Origin of the sequence: Geobacter sulfurreducens PCA (genome assembly GCF_000007985.2) — a bacterium.
Classification (GTDB): domain Bacteria; phylum Desulfobacterota; class Desulfuromonadia; order Geobacterales; family Geobacteraceae; genus Geobacter; species Geobacter sulfurreducens.
Genome location: NC_002939.5, coordinates 2,150,784 through 2,167,826, shown reverse-complemented (window position 1 = coordinate 2,167,826; position 17,043 = coordinate 2,150,784). Strand labels below are relative to the sequence as shown.

Sequence of the window (17,043 nt, the reverse complement as noted above, 5' to 3'; positions counted from 1 at the left end):
CATGAAGGTTTTGCACGTCATCGACAGCGGTGGCCTGTACGGAGCCGAAGTCATGCTCCTCAATCTCGCTGCCGAGCAGGCCGCCATGGGGCTTGAACCGGTCATCGCCAGCATCGGCGATCCCCTCTGCGGCGAAAAACCGCTGGAAAAGGAGGCAGTACGGAGGGGGTTGCGGGTGGAGAGATTTCGCATGAGGCCGGGGGCGAATATTGCCGGCGCCTTCAGCGTGCTTCGTTTCGCGTGGCGTGAGCAATGCGACGTGCTCCATTCCCACGGCTACAAGGGGAATATCCTGTTCGGCTTCATGCCGCGGGCGCTCCGCCGGCTGCCAATGGTCACCACTCTTCATGGCTGGACCTGGACTGGCGGGATGGACCGGATGGGCCTCTACGAATGGCTCGACCGACTGAGCCTGCGCTTTGTGGATGCGGTGGTGATGGTGAACGACGCCATGCGCCGGAAGATCGACCTTCCCGGCATTCACGTGGTGCCTAACGGCATCCCGCTCGCCGGAGAGGCCGAGCGGCCCGCGGTGCCCCTCGACCCCCGGATCGTAGAGTTCTGCCGGGGAGGCATCACCCTGGGCGCAATAGGCCGTCTGTCCCCGGAAAAGGGGTTCGATATCCTGCTGGACGCGGTCAGGGAGGTGGCGGAGACGAATCCCGGAGTCCGGCTGGCACTCCTCGGGGAGGGAGTCGAGCGAGACGCCCTGGAGGCGAAGATCCGGGAACTGGGGCTGACGGAAAGGGTGCTGCTGCCGGGATATGTGCCGGACGCCAATCGCTACCTGCCCCTGTTCCGGGCGTTTGTGCTCTCGTCGCTGACCGAAGGGCTTCCCATGGTCATACTTGAAGCAATGCTGGCCGGGGTCCCGATTGTCGCCACAAGGGTAGGGGGCGTGCCCGAAGTGCTGGATGGCGGTGCAGCCGGTCTTCTGGCTGAACCGCGCCATGCTGGCAGCCTTGCAGGGTGCGTGTCGCGCCTGATCGGAGACGACCTACTGGCCGCGCGTCTCGCGGAGCGGGGAAGACACTTGGTCGAAACACGCTACGCAGCCGGCGCGATGGCCATCAAATACAGCGAAATCTATGACGGTGTTCATCCCGCCATACATCGAAAGTGAGCATTAATGGATCTCAAAGGCAAAAAGATACTTGTAACCGGCGCCGATGGCTTCATCGGTTCACATCTCACCGAAGCACTCCTGATGCGGGGGTACGATACGCGGGCATTCGTGTACTACAACTCGTTCAACTCCTGGGGATGGCTTGACCACCTGGACCCGGAACTGCTGAAATCGCTGGATGTCTTTGCCGGCGACATCCGCGATCCCCACGGGGTCAGGGAGGCCATGAAGGGGTGCGACGTGGTCCTCCACCTGGCGGCGCTCATCGCAATCCCCTATTCGTATCACTCACCGGATACCTACGTGGACACCAACGTCAAGGGAACCCTCAACGTGGTCCAGGCGGCCCGGGAGTTGGGGGTAGCCAAGGTCGTCCATACGTCCACCAGCGAAGTGTACGGCACTGCCCGATTCGTCCCCATCACCGAGGAACACCCGCTCCAGGGTCAATCACCGTACTCCGCGTCCAAGATCGGTGCAGACCAGATCGCCATGTCCTTCTACAGTTCGTTCGACACACCCGTCGCCATTATCCGTCCCTTCAATACCTATGGACCGAGACAGTCGGCGCGGGCATTCATCCCAACCGTCATCACCCAGATCGCCTCCGGCGCCCGTACCCTCAGATTGGGAGCCCTGCATCCGACCCGCGACCTGAATTACGTGGCCGACACCGTCGCGGGCTTCATCGCGGTGGCTGAGAGCGAGAAGTCGGTGGGGGAAGTGATAAACATCGGCAGCAACTTCGAGATTTCCATGGGTGAGACCGCCCGAATGATAGCCGATGTCATGGGCGCCGATGTGGAGATCGTGACTGATGCGGAACGTCTCAGGCCGGACAAGAGCGAGGTCGAACGGCTTTGGGCCGACACGTCCAAGGCAAAAAGGCTCCTGGATCATGGGCAGAACTATGGCGGGAAGGACGGATTGCGCAGGGGGCTCGTCGAGACGGTCGAGTGGTTCGTCCGACCGGAGAATCTCAAAGCTTACAAGGCCAATATCTACAACATCTGAAAGACCGCGAAAGGGACCCGATGATTCCGCTGTCAGTGCCAACCCTTAAAGGGAACGAATGGAAATACGTCAAGGAATGCCTGGATACGGGATGGGTATCCTCGGCCGGCAAGTTTGTTGACAGGTTCGAGTCGGACTTTTGCGCTTTCACCGGCTCCCGCCACGCAGTGGCCTGCGTGAACGGAACGGCGGCTCTCCAGGTGGCTCTCAGGATCGTGGGAGTCTGCGCCGGTGACGAGGTCATCGTGCCGACCCTGACTTTCATCGCCACGGTCAATGCCGTTACATACCTGGGCGCCGAACCTGTGTTCATGGACTGCGATGAGTTCTACAACATCGATGTCCGCAAGACGGCCGAGTTTCTCGAGCAGGAGACCGAGTTCAGGGACGGCAGTACCTGGAGCCGGGTCACGGGACGGCGAATTGCTGCGATCGTGCCGGTCCATGTCTTCGGCAATGCCGCCAGAATGAGCGAGCTCGTAGCCCTCTGCCGAGAGCGCAACATCAAGGTGGTGGAGGATTCGACCGAAAGCCTCGGCACCGTCTACTGCTCCGGCGAGTTGGACGGGAAGCACACGGGTACCGTGGGTGACATGGGGTGCTTCTCGTTCAACGGCAATAAAATCATCACCACCGGCGGCGGCGGGATGATCGTCACCGATGTCCCCGAATACGCCGAGCGGGCCAGGTACCTCACCACCCAGGCAAAGGATGACGAGGTCAGGTACGTCCACAATGAAGTGGGCTACAACTTTCGCCTGACCAACGTTCAGGCGGCCATCGGCGTGGCCCAGTTGGAGCTGCTCCCCGAATTCCTTGAGGCGAAACGCGCCAATTATCTCGCCTACCAGGAGAGGATCGACCGCATCGACGGACTCATCCTGGCGGAAGGCCCCGCCTATGCCCGCAACAACCACTGGATGTACGCGTTGCAGATAGATCCGGCCGTCTATGGCAAGGACCGTGAGCAGTTGATGGAATATCTGAAAGGGGAGGGAGTCCAGACCCGTCCGGTCTGGTACCTGAACCATCTGCAGGTCCCCTTCCGCGACTGCCGGAACTATCGCATAGAAAAGGCGTTCCAGTTGCTGGAGGCGACCCTGAGCATCCCGTGCAGCGCCAACCTGAGCGAAAGCGACATCGACTTCGTCGCCGAAAGGCTGCGCCGTGGCTAGCATTGTCGTGATCGGGGGGGGCGGGCACGCCAAGGTCGTCATCAGCGTGCTGAAAAAGGCCGGCTGCCTGGTGGCAGGCTATACCGACCGCCAGGATCGGGGGCCGGTCCTCGGCATCCCCTGGCTGGGCGGCGACGGTGTTCTGCCGGGCCTTCTCGGGACGCATCCGACCTGTGGCGCCATTATCGGCATCGGAAAAGTCGACGCGTCGCAGTTGAGACTCACCCTGCAGGACGACATCTCCGGACTCGGCTTTGACTTCCCGGTCATCGTGTCGCCGCATGCGGTGGTCAACGAAGACGTGGCGCTCGGCGCCGGCACGGTCGTCCTCGACGGCGTCGTGGTCAACAGCGGCACGGAGACCGGCCGTGCCTGCATCCTCAACACGAACAGCACGGTCGAGCACGACTGCCGGCTCGGCGACAACGTCCATATCGCACCGGGGGTAACCCTCAGCGGGGGGGTCGCGGTGGGGCACAACACCATGGTCGGCACCGGAGCCACAGTCATCCAGTCCGTTTCCATCTGCGAAGACTGCATGATCGGCGCCGGCTCCACGGTGGTGAGGGATATAACGGTTCCGGGAACCTATGTGGGGAGCCCGGCCAGGAGGATCAAGTGAGAACGGGGAGGAGGCACACCGATGCCTGACGCATGTATCGCGGTGATTCCGGCGCGGGGAGGCTCCAAGCGGGTTCCCGGGAAAAACATCAAGCCGCTCATGGGCAAGCCCCTGATTGCATACACCGTTGAGGCTGCAGCCGACAGCGGATTGTTCGAACGGATCGTGGTCAGCACCGACTGTCAGGAAATCGCGGAGGTGGCTCAACGGCACGGGGCGGAAGTTCCGTTCCTGCGGGAGGCATCCCTGGCGGACGACATTACTCCTGTCTCGGCAGCGACGGTGGACATGCTGGTGAAGCTCGATCCCGACGGCTCCACCTACGGCTTCGTGTGCCAGATGATGCCCAACTGTCCCCTCAAGACCTCAGCCGACGTGCGTGACAGTCATCGTCAGTTCCTGGAGTCCGGCGCTGATTCACAGTTGTCCGTGGTGCGCTACGGCTGGCAGAACCCCTGGTGGGCCATGCGCCGGGACGACTCGTTCCGGCTCGATCCGCTCTTCCGGGAGGCCATGACCCAGCGCAGCCAGGATCTGCCCGAACTCTTCTGCCCGACCGGCGCCATCTGGTGGGCGAAAGCCGACGTGCTGCGCCGGGAGGGCACCTACCACATCCCGGCGAAGACGGGGTGGGAAATACCCTGGCAACGGGGACTGGATATCGACACCTATGACGACTGGGACATGGCAGAAATCCTGTTTCGTCTCGACAGCGCGGGCGGGCGCTGAACCTGCCCGTTGCCGCGGGGCCCGATGAGCGAGGGAAGACCCATTAAGACTCTGGCGCTGTACACAACCATTTATCCAGGCGTAGAGCCCTTTCTGCCCGACTGGTACCGCTCCGTGCGGGAGCAGGCCGACCGTGACGTGGCGCTCTGGATCGGGCTCGACTCCCTGACCGTGGAGGCCGCCATCGACGCCATGGGTGGAGATCCTGGTGCCATGTGGGTGCCGGCTGCCCCCGGCGACACTCCCGCGCAGGTCAGGCAACGGGTCTTAGAGCGCCTGGTGGACGTGGTTGACGGTGTGGTGCTGGTGGACAGCGACGACATCCTTCATCCCAGCCGGGTCGCCTCGGCCCGCCTTGCCCTCCGGTCAAGCGACCTTGTCGGTTGCGCCCTGCGCCTGGTGGATCAGGACGGGGGCGACCTGGGACTCGTCTACGGCCTACCGCCCGAGTCCGGTCCCGCCGACGTGCTGCCCAGGAACAACGTTTTCGGACTGTCCAACACGGCCTTCCGGTCTGATCTGCTGCGTCGCTGCCTGCCCATACCATCCGACGTGGCGCTCGTGGACTGGTACCTGGCAACGCGGGCATGGCTGCTGGGAGCACGGCTGGACTTTGACAACGCGGTCAGGATGGACTATCGGCAGCACGGCGCCAACATGGCGCGGGTCAGGCCTCCTTTCGGTCTGCCGCAGGTGATCAGCGACTGCGGGCGGGTGAGACATCACTTTCAGGTCGTGCTGGCCACGCTGACCGAAGGCGTGTTGGCCGATCGTTGTGCCGTCGTGGAGCAGGTGGCTCGCGACGTCGAACTATTCTACCACCGCGTGGTCCTTCAGCCGCCGCGGCTCGAGCAATACGTACGTGCCCTGAACGAGCTGGATCCGGCACCGCTCTGGTGGTCAACCGTTGCCTATCCCGCGTTGCAGAACATGTGGACGCATGAAAAGGAGACAGAATGAACAGCATGAAATTAGGAAATGTTCCGGTTGGAGCGGAGAATCCCCCCTATGTGATTGCCGAAATCGGTTCCAACCATAACGGAGACATGAACCTCTGCCGTCAACTGATCGATGCCGCGGCCGAGGCCGGCGCCCATGCCGTGAAGTTCCAGTCGTGGACGGAAAACTCGCTCATCGCCCGGGAAGAATATGAGCGAAATACCGAGTATTCCGACAAAAAGCGTCACTTCGGTTCGCTCAGGGATATGGTTAAGACCTATCAGCTCACGACAGACCAGCATAGGGAGGCCCATGCCTACTGCCGCGAACGGGGGATAGCCTTTTGCTCCACCCCCTTTTCGCCCGAAGAGGCCGATCTGCTGGAATCGCTGGATGTGCCCTTCTTTAAGATCGCATCTATGGATATCGTCCATCTGCCGTTTCTGAAGTACGTGGCGCGCAAGCGGCGGCCGATGCTGCTCTCGACCGGCATGGCGACCCTGGCGGAAATCGAGGCGGCCGTTGAAACCGTGCGTGCCGAAGGTAACGATCAGGTCGTGCTGCTGCACTGTGTATCAATCTATCCGCCCGACTACGAGATGATCCATCTGCGCAACATGGCCACGCTCCAGCAGGCGTTTGATGTCCCGGTCGGGTTCAGCGACCACACCATGGGCACGGCCATCCCCCTCGCGGCCATCGCCTTGGGAGCCTGCGTCATCGAGAAGCACTTCACCCTCGACCAGGACATGGAGGGATGGGATCACGCCATCTCCGCCACGCCGACCGATTTGCGGACCATCGTGGAGGAGGGGAGAAACATCCGGATAGCGCTCGGCGGCGGCAAGCGAATCGTCACCGAAGCCGAGATGGAAAAGCGCAAGAAATTCAGGCGGAGCCTGGTGACGCGCCGCGCCCTTCCTCAGGGGCATGTGCTCGTGGAAGCGGATCTGGACGCCAAGCGTCCCGGTACCGGCATTTCTCCCGCCGAGATGACCTATGCCCTTGGCCGCAGACTGGCCCGGGACATGCAGGAAGATGACGTTATCCGCTGGGAGGATCTGGTGTGATGCGTCTACTGCGGCATGAGCAAGGGATGGGCGGCGCGCGCCGCGTGAATGTCAGAGGTGAGCTTGATGTCTGAAACCGTGTATGTCGTTCATTGCATCGATACCGAAGGTCCTTTGCACGAATCGACCGAGGCCACATTCGATCGTCTGAAATCGATCTTCAAGCTCGATCTGGAGCCGAGCACCGCCCTGCTGCGCCGTCTGCAGGCCGGCGAGGTGGACCTGGGAGGGATCGAGTCGGCGGTAATGAAGGTAGTGGACCCCCATCTCCTTGCCTACAACGATACCTGGGACAAGGTGGATGCCATGCTGGCGGAATGCCTCTCGGACGAGTTCCGCATGCGGGTGCGCGACTCCTTCGGCGGCGGATGGGTCTACAACTGGTTCTGCGTTGATCATGTGGATTACGATTACAATCCTCGCCGGCGGGACATGGGATACCACAACGTCTTCGATCACTACCGGCACCTGATGCGTGAAACGGGATCGATGCAGGACGGTCTCCACTTCCACTACCATCCGCACCCTTTCAACAGAGAGGCGCATCGCTGCGCAACCCACTGGTGGGCCAATTCGGACAGCCTGCCCCAAATCCTGTCGCGACGGGTCATTGACCGGAACTGGTTCCCGTCTGCCCACCGGCCCGGGTTCCACGTGATCCGGCCGGACAGTCACTGGTTCCTGGAGCAGTTCATCCCCTTTGACTTTTCCAGCCAGGCCATGGTCCCGACCGATGACGACAGGGCCCAGTTCGGCCTCAAGGGGGGACGATTCGGCGACTGGCGCCGGTCGCCGGTGAATTGGCAGCCGTTCCATCCCGCGCCCGATGATTATCAGGTGCCCGGCTCCTGCCGCCGCTGGGTGGCGCGCTGCCTCAATGTGGGCACGCGGTTCAGGCTCATGACCGAAAACGATGTGCGCCAGGCCTTCCGTGAGGCCCGGGACGGCAAGCCCGTGGTGCTTTCATTCACCAATCATGATTTCCGCGATATGCGGCCGGACATCGAAGGCGTACTGCACCTGCTCGGCCGCGTGGCCGCCGAGTTCCCGGATGTCCCGTTCCGGTTCGCCGAGGCGCTGGAGGCCATGCGTGGCGCGCTCGGCCTGCCCCTGCCGCCGCCCTGCGAGCTTGACCTTACCCTGACCACCATCGGCGATTCGGCCCACGTGCTGGAGGTCAGCTCCGAAACGCCGACCTTTGGCCCGCAGCCCTGGCTTGCCCTTAAAACGGCGGCCGGAACGTACCACTATGACAACTTCGACATCGAGATACCTTTCCACCGCTGGCAGTATGTGTTCGACGAGGAAACGTTCCCCCTGAAAGCCCTGAGCGCCGTGGGGGTCGCCGCCAACAATGCCGCGGGCACTACGACCGTGGCCGTGATGGACACAGCGACCGGTACGGTTACCAGACGCCACTGGAATGGAACATCATCCGCCAGCCACCAGGAGTGAGCCATGACCTCCGATATCAAAGCCATTCTCGAACAGGTCGTCATTTCTCCCGACGTCCCCATTGCCGAGGCCATCGCCCAGCTGGACAGGGCAGGTACCGGCTCCCTCGTGGTCTGCTCGGCGGACAAAAAGCTCTACGGCCTACTGACCGACGGTGACGTGCGCCGCGCCTTGCTCAAGGCGGTCGACATGGGTGCGCCGTGCGGCGACATCGCCAACCGGAAGCCGGTAATCACGTTCGTGCCGCTGCTGCCGATCGAAGCCCTCCGGCTCATGAACCATCACGACATCAACCACCTGCCGGTGCTGGATGCCGAGGGGAGGGTTGTTGATTTCCTGTTGCGCCGCGACCTGGTTGCCGAGGACGAATTGGCCGCCCGGGCAAGACGCCGGCTCGACAGCGTCGTCATCCCCTGTTCCGCCTCCATCGCCGAGGCCATCGCCCAGCTGGACAGGGCAGGGACCGGCGCGCTGGTGCTCTGCTCGGAAGGGGACCGGCTCCACGGTCTCCTGACCGACGGCGACATCCGCCGGGCCGTGCTCCGCGGCATCTCCCTCGATGCTCCCTGCCAGGATGTCGCCAGCCGCAGGCCCGTCACAGTGGAACCCTCGTTTTCGGCAGCCCAGGCCCTCCACCTGATGAACCAGCACGATATCAACCATCTGCCGGTGGTGGACGACACGGGCCGGGTCGTCGACTTCCTGCTTCGCAGGGATCTCATCGCCGATGACCAACTCAATCTGTCGGCGGTTGTCATGGCGGGAGGGTACGGCAAGCGGTTGCTCCCCCTCACGGAACAGGTTCCCAAGCCGATGCTCCCGGTGGGTGATCGGCCCCTGCTGGAGCGGACCATCGACCAGCTCCGCCGGTCGGGCATCAGGGAGGTCAACCTGACCACCCACTACCTGCCCGACAGCATCGTGGAGCATTTCGGTGACGGTGATTCGTTCGGCGTGAAGCTGAATTACCTGAAGGAAGACCATCCCCTGGGCACCGCCGGCGGGCTCAAGCTGATGAAAAAGGCGAGCGACCCCTTTCTGGTGATGAACGGTGACATCCTCACCGGCGTTCCGTTCCAGGAGATGTTCGCCTACCACCGCAAAAACGGCGCCGAGATCACCGTGGGGGTCCGGAAATACGAGGTTCAGGTCCCCTTCGGCGTGGTGGAATGTGATGATGTCAGGATCACGGGGCTGAAGGAAAAACCGTCCCTCACGTTTTTCATCAACGCGGGAATCTATCTGCTGGAACCGTCGGTCTGCGATCTGATCCCTGAGGGGGAGCGCTTCGACATGACCGACCTGATCCAGAAGCTGCTGGACGAGGGCCGCTCCGTGGTCAGCTTCCCCATCATGGAGTACTGGCTCGATGTGGGGCGGCACGAGGACTACCAGAAGGCCCAGGAAGATGTGCGGAGCGGAAAGATACAGTGATGTGCGCCGACAACCATCCGTTGCCGGGCGGCATGGCGGGAGCCTGCTGACCATGGAGCGAGACCGGAGAATTGATACCATTCGCGGCCTGCTGGTGGCGATCATGATCATCGACCACGTGGGGGGCTACCTGAAGCTGGCCACGGCACAGACCTTGGGGTATGTCTCGGCTGCGGAAGGGTTCGTCTTCCTGTCGGGGTTCGTCTGCGCCAAGGTTTATGGCCGATACCTGGACAACACCAGGCAGTTGTTGACAAAGACCTTCAGGAGAAGCTTCCTCATCTACCGGTACCACATTGCCGTGGCGCTGCTGCTGCCCCTGCTGGCGCTGCTGATTCCTCCGTACCAACGGTCGTGGATGGAACTTCTGCACCCCTACGATGTGGCCCCGCTGAAAACGGTCCTGCTCGATCTGGTGCTCCTCCACCAGGGTGATTATCTCGATATCCTGCCGCTCTATGCCTGGTTGCTGCTGTTGTGCCCCGCGCTGCTTCTTCTGGTGCGCCGGGTGGGAGCGGTTCCGGTACTGGCCGTCAGTTTCGGTTTCTGGGTTGCCGGCCAGTTTGTCGATCCGATGCAGCTCATTGCCAGTTCCTTTGGCGCCCAGTATGGTACCGGCTTCTTCAACCTGATCTCATGGCAGTTTCTGTTTACCCTCGGTCTCTGTCTCGGCATATCCGGCCAATGGCTGGACAGGCTGTGCGCCAATAAGATGATGCTGGCTACCGTTGCAGTGTGCTGCCTTGTATTTTTTGCCTTCAGGCATTCCGATCTGGCGGTCAATCACTCGCTATTGGTCGACAGGAGCAAGCTGCCGATACATCGCCTGCTGAACTTCTGTTTTCTCATGGTGCTGCTCCGCCAGATGCTCCAGAACGTGCCCCGCGATTTCTTCGTGCCGTATGTCGAATATATCGGTCGGCATTCGCTGCAGATATTTTCCCTGCACGTGCTGGTCATTTATCTGTTCAGACCCGTGGCCTGGCGGATGGATTCCATGTTCGGCGAGGCAGGGCTCACCGCCCTGTCCCTCGTGATCTTCGCCCTGAGTACCCTTCCGGTCTATGTGTATAACCGGTACCGGCAAACGTCCTCCCTTCTGTTCCGGCAGGGGCTGGACAGCGGTCTGCGCTGAGACGGCGCAGACCAAAACGTTGATGACGGATTGAACTGTATGCCGATTGATATCACTTCCTTTGATTTCACTGCCTGCGGCGAGGAGATGTACCGGCTCTTGGCCGAGCTGTTTCCCCTCTGTCGCAGCATTACCGGCGACGGTGTCCGGGAAACCCTCCGGATCATCCAGGGGCAGATCCCTCTCCGGCTCGTGGAGGTGCCCACCGGCACGCAGGTATTCGATTGGACCGTTCCCCGCGAATGGGCGATCCGCGACGCCCATATCAGCGACAGCAATGGCAAACGGATTGTCGATTTCCGGAGTAATAACCTCCACGTGGTCGGCTATTCCGTGCCGGTGGACAGGACGATAAGCCTTGCCGAACTACAGAACCACCTCTATTCGCTGGAAACTATGCCCGACGCCATCCCGTACGTCACATCCTACTACCAGGAGCGCTGGGGGTTCTGTCTTACGCACCGCCAGCGCTCCGGCCTTCCCGACGGCGAATACCGGGTCTTCATCGACAGCGAACTGAAAGACGGCCATCTGACCTATGGCGAGTTGATCATTCCGGGGGAGACCGACCGGGAGATCTTCCTTTCAACGTATGTCTGCCACCCGTCCATGGCCAACAATGAGCTGTCGGGGCCGGTGGTGGCAACCATGCTGGCCAGGTGGATCATGAGCCGGCCGCGCCGGTTCACCTACCGCATCGTCTTCGTCCCCGAGACGATCGGTTCCTTGACGTATCTGAGCAGGAATCTGGACCGGATGAAGGAGAGCATCGTGGCCGGGTTCAACCTGACCTGCATCGGCGACGACCGGGCCTATTCCTTCCTCCCCTCGCGAAGCGGTTCGACCCTGGCCGACCGGGCAGCCCTGAATATACTGGGGCACAAGCATCCGGACTTCATCAGGTACTCCTTCCTCGACCGCGGCAGCGACGAGCGCCAGTACTGCAGCCCAGGGGTCGACCTCCCAGTGGTGTCGGTCATGCGTTCCAAATACCGCGAGTACCCGGAGTATCATACCTCCTTGGACAATCTGGACCTCGTGACGCCGGCCGGCCTGCAGGGGGGATTTTCGGCGGTGCGGGACTGTCTCGAACTTCTGGAAAACAACCGCGTCTACCGGACAACGTGCCTCGGCGAACCCCAACTCGGCAGGAGAGGGCTGTTCCCCACCGTGGGCACCAGGGATTCCCACAGCCAGGTGGCCGATATGCTTAACGTCCTCGCCTACGCGGACGGAACCAACGATCTGATTGACATCAGCAACACCATTCAGGCGCCGGTCGGCCGGCTCTACCCGATAATTGGCAAACTGGCCGCCGCCGGTCTGTTGGTCGAGCAGGCGGCGGACCTCTCCTCCCGAGACGTCGTGGAGGCCGGCGTATGAAAGTCTTCTTCATCAATGACTCCACGAGTAACCACAACTGGGGAGACCGGGCCGCCGCCATCGCCCTCAGGAAGATGATCTGCGCCAGCGGTGCCCGGATCGTCGGTGCGGTAACCGAAGATGACCTCAAGTTTTCGCTGCTGTACAAGCAGAGCGATCCGACGGAGAGCCTGGCGCAGAAAATCGTCAAGCAGTTCATCCCACCGCTGGTGACCAAGGCCAGGATGCTGATTGACAGGATTTTGCCCGCTGCCGGCAGCGACGATATGATACCTGCTTCGTGGGATCAGTTCGAGAGCGCAGCCGATACGGTCCTGAGGGACCCCCATGTTCGCTCCTCCCTGGTGAAGGTGATCGAAGATGCTGATCTGGCGGTGATCCACGGCGACGGCTGCATGGTGGGCAATACCCGGATTGCGCGGGCCGAATTGTTTTTGAGCTACCTGATCAAAAAGCGGTTCGGCAAGCCGGTGATCATGGTGAATCACACCGCGGATTTCGATCACCCCACACTGCGCGCCATGGCCGAGAATGTCTACCCGCTGTTCGATGACGTGGTGTTCCGCGATCCCATTTCAGCCCAGCGCTGCACGTCTCTGTGCCGCGGCAGATTCAGCGCCGACACGGCGTTCCTGTTCAAGCCCGCGCCCCTGGCCGACTGGCTGCCCGTTGCTCAACGCCCTACCTATTTCGACGTGTGGCCCGATACGGCCTGCTTCGACCCGGCCAAGCCCTACCTCTGCATCGGCGGCTCGTCCATTTTCTCGTACAACGGCACGCCGCAGGAGCTGATCGAGCGCGTTGCAGCGCTGGTAACCCATATCGGCTCCATCTACCGGGGGCAGATTGTCCTGACCGTCTCGGACATTGTAGATCAGGCGGTCTTCCGCCCCATTGCCCAGCAGTTGAATTTGCCCCTGGTGGGCCTGACGACGCCGGTGCAGCAGGCCGTCGATATCATCGGCAATGCCCAGGCCTACGTGGGAGGGAGATGGCATCCGAGTATTTTCGCCCTGCGCGGCGGGACTCCGGTTGTTCCCATATCATCCAAGACCTTCAAAATGCAGGCGCTGATCGAAATGTCGGGGCTGGCGTCGTGCACCTTTGACGCCTTGAGCATCGATCAGGAGAAGGAACGGATGGGACAGCAGCTCATGAGCTACATTGCACAAGGAGATGGGCTGAGGCATCAGCTGAAGCTATGGGCTGAGGAAAAATCGAAGAACTGTTGGGACAACGTGACATATCTGAAACAATTCCCGGGCTCGGCAACAACTGCCTGATTGAAGAAGGATCCCCACATGCACCGGAGCACGTTATGACAGTATTTGTAATAGAATCGCCATTTCAGGTGATGAATGCCATAGAGGCGGTCCATCATTTCAAATTCAAAGACAATGTCCTCATAGTATTGTTGTCAGGACTTTTCAGCAAGGAAAGCTATGAAAGAATTATCGACAAGAAACAGTGGAAGGAAGTCAGGTATATCCCTTTTCGCTATAAATTGACCAACAGTGATTTCGGACTTCATCCGCCGAAGAACGTCTATGAAAGGATGCAGGAGCTTTACTTGACGCTGGATCGATCAGTCAAGAAAAAGGTCATCAATAACATGTGCCGGTCGTTGGGCCGGGTTGACAATCTTGTGTTGGGCAGTTACCGGCGGTATTACGACATTCATATGAGGCACATCGCCAACAATGTCGATCACAACAGACTGTTCCTGATAGATGTGGGAACGGATACTCTCGAAATCGGCAGGCAGAGGATTGAAGAACACAATGCCGGCTCCGGTGTCCTCGGGGATGAACCGGCTAAATCGTTGAAAAGTATGCTTCGCGACAAGTTGGTGGAGTGGGACGGGACCGGTGTGGACTCGCTTACCTTTTTCACCAGCTATGATTTCGAGGTATCCGACCCGGATCGAGTCATCAAGAACGACTATCGTTATTTCAAGTCGCTCGCCGATAGGGCGGCAGTCTCCGACTGTGTCTGGTTCATCGCCCAGCCGCTGGTGGAGCAGGAATACCTGACCCATGAAGTCTACGTCCGTTACCTGGCAAAGGTGAAGCAGTATTTCTCCGGTCGACCGGTCTTCTATATTCCCCATCCGCGTGAGTCGGGCAGGTATATCGACTTGGCACGGGATGAGTTCGGCTTTGAAACGAAACGATTTGACGTTCCGGTCGAGTACGCCGTTACCGTAGGCGGCAGCCGGCCCCAGTGCATCGCATCATTCTTCTCCTCAGCATTGGAGAATTTTGCCGTAATTTTCGGGAACCGTATCGATATCAAGGCGTTTTACCTGCATGTTTCCGATCTCCTCAAGAACCATGAGAGTGTTGACGAGGTGTATTCGCTTTACGTGTCAAAGGGGATGGACATCGAGGTCGTTTCCTGATGCCGGGCGCATTGCCTGCCGGCCGGGACGGAGATTGAGGCATGGGCCTGGGTCGCCAGATATTCAAACATACCGCCATCTACAGTGCGGCGACCATAGTCGGAAAGCTTGCCAGCTTCCTGATGCTGCCCTTCTATGCGCACATCTTCCAGACAAAGGGATACGGCGTTATCGGCATGATCGATGCCAGCCTCGGCATCCTGACGGTCCTGTTCACCGGCGGCTTCCAGATGGCCATCCTGCGCATCTACCACGAGCAGGAGGTCCATCGCAAGGAACTGGCCCTCGGCACCGGAGTTCGCCTGGTGTGGGGCTTGAGCGCCTTGACCGTAGTGCTGCCCATCCTCTTCAGCTCACCCATCAGCCGGTTCGCCCTGGGCAGTGCCGAGTACTACCCCCTTGTCTGTCTCGCGCTGGTAACGTTCGTCATCGACGTGGCCGGTCAGAGTGCCAGTACCTTTCTGATTATCCGGCAGAAATCGCTGCTCTTTTCCGCGGTCGGTCTCGTGCGTCTCTTTCTTGGCCTCTCCCTCAACATCTGGCTGGTGGTCATCCTTCAGGTCGGTCTTATCGGGGTATTCATCTCTTCCCTGGTGTCCGCCGCCGTGAGCACTCTGATATTCCATGTGGTGGCCCTGAGAGACCACGGTTTCGGCTTTGACCGACAGATTGCCGGGAGCCTGCTCAGGTTCCAATTACCCCTGCTTCCCGGTGAACTGGTCGGTTTTCTCGGGCGTCAGGCCGAGCGGGTTCTGGTCCGGTTTCTGATCGGACTCGAAGGGATGGGCGTCCTGGAGATGGCTTATAAGTTCGCGCCGTTGCTGAACCTGCTGATCAATATCCCCTTTGGCAGAAGCTGGCGCACCAAGAGCATCGAAATCGCCGAGCAGGAAGACGCGCCCCGTGTCATGGGCGAGATGTTTACCCGCTACCTGTTCTTCATGATTTTTGCCGGGCTCGTCCTGGCCGTGGTCATGCAGGACATTCTGGAACTGATGACACCTCAGTCGTTCTGGTCAGCCAAGCGGATCGCCCAGGTGGAAATCGTCACCACCATCCTCACGGGATGTACCACGTTCCTGTCGTTCGGAATCCTCTACCGCAAGGAAACCAAGGTTTTTACCTATGTTAAGTCGGTGCTCACCCCGGTCAAGATAGCTCTCGCCTTTACGCTGATCTCCCTGTGGGGGTTGTCGGGCGCGGCCTATTCGGCGCTGATCATCGAAGCGGTCACCCTAGTATGGATATTCCATAGATCCCAGTGTCTTTACCGAATTCCCCTTGAATACCGCCGTATTGGGGTCATGGTGGGCGGAGCCGTCATTATCTTTGCTCTGCTGGACGGCAACCGCTATGAGCATTTCGGTCCGGCGGTCTATGCCCGGGAATACCTGCTGCCCGGAGTGACCGGCTTTCTGCAGGGCACCCCTCTGGGAGAGTGGAAATCCGGCAAACTGATCCACTTGTTCAGGATGAAGGAGGGGCTGGTGGTTTCGCTCTTCTTCAACATGCTCGCATCCATGATGTTTCTGGCCGTTATTCCCCTCCTGAGAGGGAAAAAGCTGCTGCCTGGCCAGCATGAGGTCAATAATGCCTAAACTGAGCATCATCATACCGGCCTACAACAACGCCCACCTTCTGCCGGAGACGCTGGACAGCATTTTCAGCCAGGACTGCGAGCCGTTCGAGTTGATTGTCGTTGACGACGGCTCCACCGACAACACGCGGGATGTTGTTGAAGGCTATGGCCGGGGTATCGTCTACCTGTGGCAGGAAAACAGCGGCGGCTGCTCAAAGCCGCGCAATGTCGGCATTCGCCATGCAACCGGCGAATACATTGCCATGTTCGACTCCGACGACATCATGAAGCCCGGCAAGGTCAGAAGCCAGATGGACTTTCTCGACCGCAACCCCGATGTGGATTTCGTGTTCACCGATTTTTGTGATTTCCGCGGCGCCGAGGTCCTGGCCAGCCACATCACCACCTGTCCGATCTTCAACAGCCTGCCTAAACAGAAGGTCGGCGAAGATGCCTATGTGATCAGCAGCACCGCTGCCTACGAGACTCTTCTGGTGGAGAATTTCATCGGCGGCTCCGCCATGATGTTCAGAAAGAGCCTGTTCAACGAGGCTGGCCCCTTCGACGAAACCCTGGAAGTCAGCGAAGACATCGATTTTACCCTGCGGGTGGCGCGCACGCATGCCCTTGGCTTCATCAACAGGATCGGGCATCACCGTCGCCTGCACGACGGCAACATGACCTCCAAGGCGGAGAAGATCCTCACCAGAAGCCTCAGGGTCTTTGGTGGGCATCTCAGCGCACCGAAATCGTCCAAAGCCCAGCAGCGGCTGATTGACAAGGTGGCTGGCCTGCACGGAGCCCTCGCGTATCATTACCGGGAAAACGCCCGCTATGGCGAGGCGCTGGCCGAATACCGGGCTTCATTGAGTCTGAGGCCCGCCTGTTTGGGGACCTACAAGGCGATGGCAAAGCTTGCGGTCATGGCCCTCACCAGTGGCGGGAAATAGCAGCCCAGTTTGAATCGGAAAGGCAGGAACG

The 17,043-nt window shown here is 60.3% G+C and carries 15 protein-coding genes; all 15 read left to right on the top strand.

The genetic code is table 11. The features are described from left to right. The first annotated feature begins 1 nt into the window (after window position 1). Window positions 2-1,123: a glycosyltransferase gene (locus GS_RS09935; protein ID WP_010942620.1), complete on the top strand. Its 1,122-nt coding sequence runs from the start codon at window positions 2-4 to the stop codon at window positions 1,121-1,123. A 6-nt stretch (window positions 1,124-1,129) separates the two neighbouring features. Continuing rightward, window positions 1,130-2,140, top strand: a complete 1,011-nt coding sequence (locus tag GS_RS09930; protein ID WP_010942619.1) for an NAD-dependent 4,6-dehydratase LegB — start codon at window positions 1,130-1,132, stop codon at window positions 2,138-2,140. Between the two features lie 20 nt (window positions 2,141-2,160). Next, window positions 2,161-3,315: a LegC family aminotransferase gene (locus GS_RS09925; RefSeq protein WP_010942618.1), complete on the top strand. Its 1,155-nt coding sequence runs from the start codon at window positions 2,161-2,163 to the stop codon at window positions 3,313-3,315. Further along, entirely contained in the window at window positions 3,308-3,937 is a 630-nt protein-coding gene (locus GS_RS09920) for an acetyltransferase (protein WP_010942617.1), read from the top strand. The genes GS_RS09925 and GS_RS09920 overlap by 8 nt, the downstream gene beginning before the upstream one ends. 21 nt (window positions 3,938-3,958) lie before the next feature. Then, on the top strand, window positions 3,959-4,666 hold the full coding sequence (locus GS_RS09915) for a cytidylyltransferase domain-containing protein (RefSeq protein ID WP_010942616.1): 708 nt from the start codon (window positions 3,959-3,961) through the stop codon (window positions 4,664-4,666). A 24-nt stretch (window positions 4,667-4,690) separates the two neighbouring features. Further along, entirely contained in the window at window positions 4,691-5,626 is a 936-nt protein-coding gene (locus tag GS_RS09910) for a hypothetical protein (protein ID WP_010942615.1), read from the top strand. Window positions 5,627-5,631: 5 nt separating this feature from the next. Continuing rightward, window positions 5,632-6,675, top strand: a complete 1,044-nt coding sequence (locus GS_RS09905) for an N-acetylneuraminate synthase family protein (protein WP_235044860.1) — start codon at window positions 5,632-5,634, stop codon at window positions 6,673-6,675. 66 nt (window positions 6,676-6,741) lie between these two features. Next, a complete protein-coding gene (locus GS_RS09900) occupies window positions 6,742-8,130 on the top strand; it encodes a hypothetical protein (RefSeq protein ID WP_010942613.1) in 1,389 nt (462 codons plus the stop codon). 3 nt (window positions 8,131-8,133) lie between these two features. Then, a complete protein-coding gene (locus GS_RS09895; RefSeq protein WP_010942612.1) occupies window positions 8,134-9,564 on the top strand; it encodes a nucleotidyltransferase family protein in 1,431 nt (476 codons plus the stop codon). A gap of 52 nt (window positions 9,565-9,616) precedes the next feature. Continuing rightward, window positions 9,617-10,699, top strand: coding sequence for an OpgC domain-containing protein (gene opgC / locus GS_RS09890; RefSeq protein ID WP_010942611.1), 1,083 nt, complete (start codon window positions 9,617-9,619; stop codon window positions 10,697-10,699). Between the two features lie 39 nt (window positions 10,700-10,738). Next, entirely contained in the window at window positions 10,739-12,082 is a 1,344-nt protein-coding gene (locus tag GS_RS09885; protein WP_010942610.1) for a DUF4910 domain-containing protein, read from the top strand. Beyond that, window positions 12,079-13,365: a polysaccharide pyruvyl transferase family protein gene (locus GS_RS09880; RefSeq protein ID WP_164930435.1), complete on the top strand. Its 1,287-nt coding sequence runs from the start codon at window positions 12,079-12,081 to the stop codon at window positions 13,363-13,365. The genes GS_RS09885 and GS_RS09880 overlap by 4 nt, the downstream gene beginning before the upstream one ends. Next, window positions 13,311-14,483: a polysialyltransferase family glycosyltransferase gene (locus GS_RS09875; RefSeq protein ID WP_164930434.1), complete on the top strand. Its 1,173-nt coding sequence runs from the start codon at window positions 13,311-13,313 to the stop codon at window positions 14,481-14,483. The genes GS_RS09880 and GS_RS09875 overlap by 55 nt, the downstream gene beginning before the upstream one ends. A 41-nt stretch (window positions 14,484-14,524) precedes the next feature. Beyond that, on the top strand, window positions 14,525-16,081 hold the full coding sequence (locus GS_RS09870) for a lipopolysaccharide biosynthesis protein (RefSeq protein ID WP_010942607.1): 1,557 nt from the start codon (window positions 14,525-14,527) through the stop codon (window positions 16,079-16,081). Beyond that, window positions 16,074-17,012, top strand: coding sequence for a glycosyltransferase family 2 protein (locus GS_RS09865; protein WP_010942606.1), 939 nt, complete (start codon window positions 16,074-16,076; stop codon window positions 17,010-17,012). The genes GS_RS09870 and GS_RS09865 overlap by 8 nt, the downstream gene beginning before the upstream one ends. Window positions 17,013-17,043 lie beyond the last annotated feature (31 nt).

Bases quoted from the DNA above. Each gene is read 5' to 3' on its own strand.
- GS_RS09935 (WP_010942620.1), top strand. From the start codon at position 2: ATGAAGGTTTTGCACGTCATCGACAGCGGTGGCCTGTACGGAGCCGAA.
- GS_RS09930 (WP_010942619.1), top strand. From the start codon at position 1,130: ATGGATCTCAAAGGCAAAAAGATACTTGTAACCGGCGCCGATGGCTTC.
- GS_RS09925 (WP_010942618.1), top strand. From the start codon at position 2,161: ATGATTCCGCTGTCAGTGCCAACCCTTAAAGGGAACGAATGGAAATAC.
- GS_RS09915 (WP_010942616.1), top strand. From the start codon at position 3,959: ATGCCTGACGCATGTATCGCGGTGATTCCGGCGCGGGGAGGCTCCAAG.
- GS_RS09910 (WP_010942615.1), top strand. From the start codon at position 4,691: ATGAGCGAGGGAAGACCCATTAAGACTCTGGCGCTGTACACAACCATT.
- GS_RS09905 (WP_235044860.1), top strand. From the start codon at position 5,632: ATGAAATTAGGAAATGTTCCGGTTGGAGCGGAGAATCCCCCCTATGTG.
- GS_RS09900 (WP_010942613.1), top strand. From the start codon at position 6,742: ATGTCTGAAACCGTGTATGTCGTTCATTGCATCGATACCGAAGGTCCT.
- GS_RS09895 (WP_010942612.1), top strand. From the start codon at position 8,134: ATGACCTCCGATATCAAAGCCATTCTCGAACAGGTCGTCATTTCTCCC.
- opgC (WP_010942611.1), top strand. From the start codon at position 9,617: ATGGAGCGAGACCGGAGAATTGATACCATTCGCGGCCTGCTGGTGGCG.
- GS_RS09885 (WP_010942610.1), top strand. From the start codon at position 10,739: ATGCCGATTGATATCACTTCCTTTGATTTCACTGCCTGCGGCGAGGAG.
- GS_RS09880 (WP_164930435.1), top strand. From the start codon at position 12,079: ATGAAAGTCTTCTTCATCAATGACTCCACGAGTAACCACAACTGGGGA.
- GS_RS09870 (WP_010942607.1), top strand. From the start codon at position 14,525: ATGGGCCTGGGTCGCCAGATATTCAAACATACCGCCATCTACAGTGCG.
- GS_RS09865 (WP_010942606.1), top strand. From the start codon at position 16,074: ATGCCTAAACTGAGCATCATCATACCGGCCTACAACAACGCCCACCTT.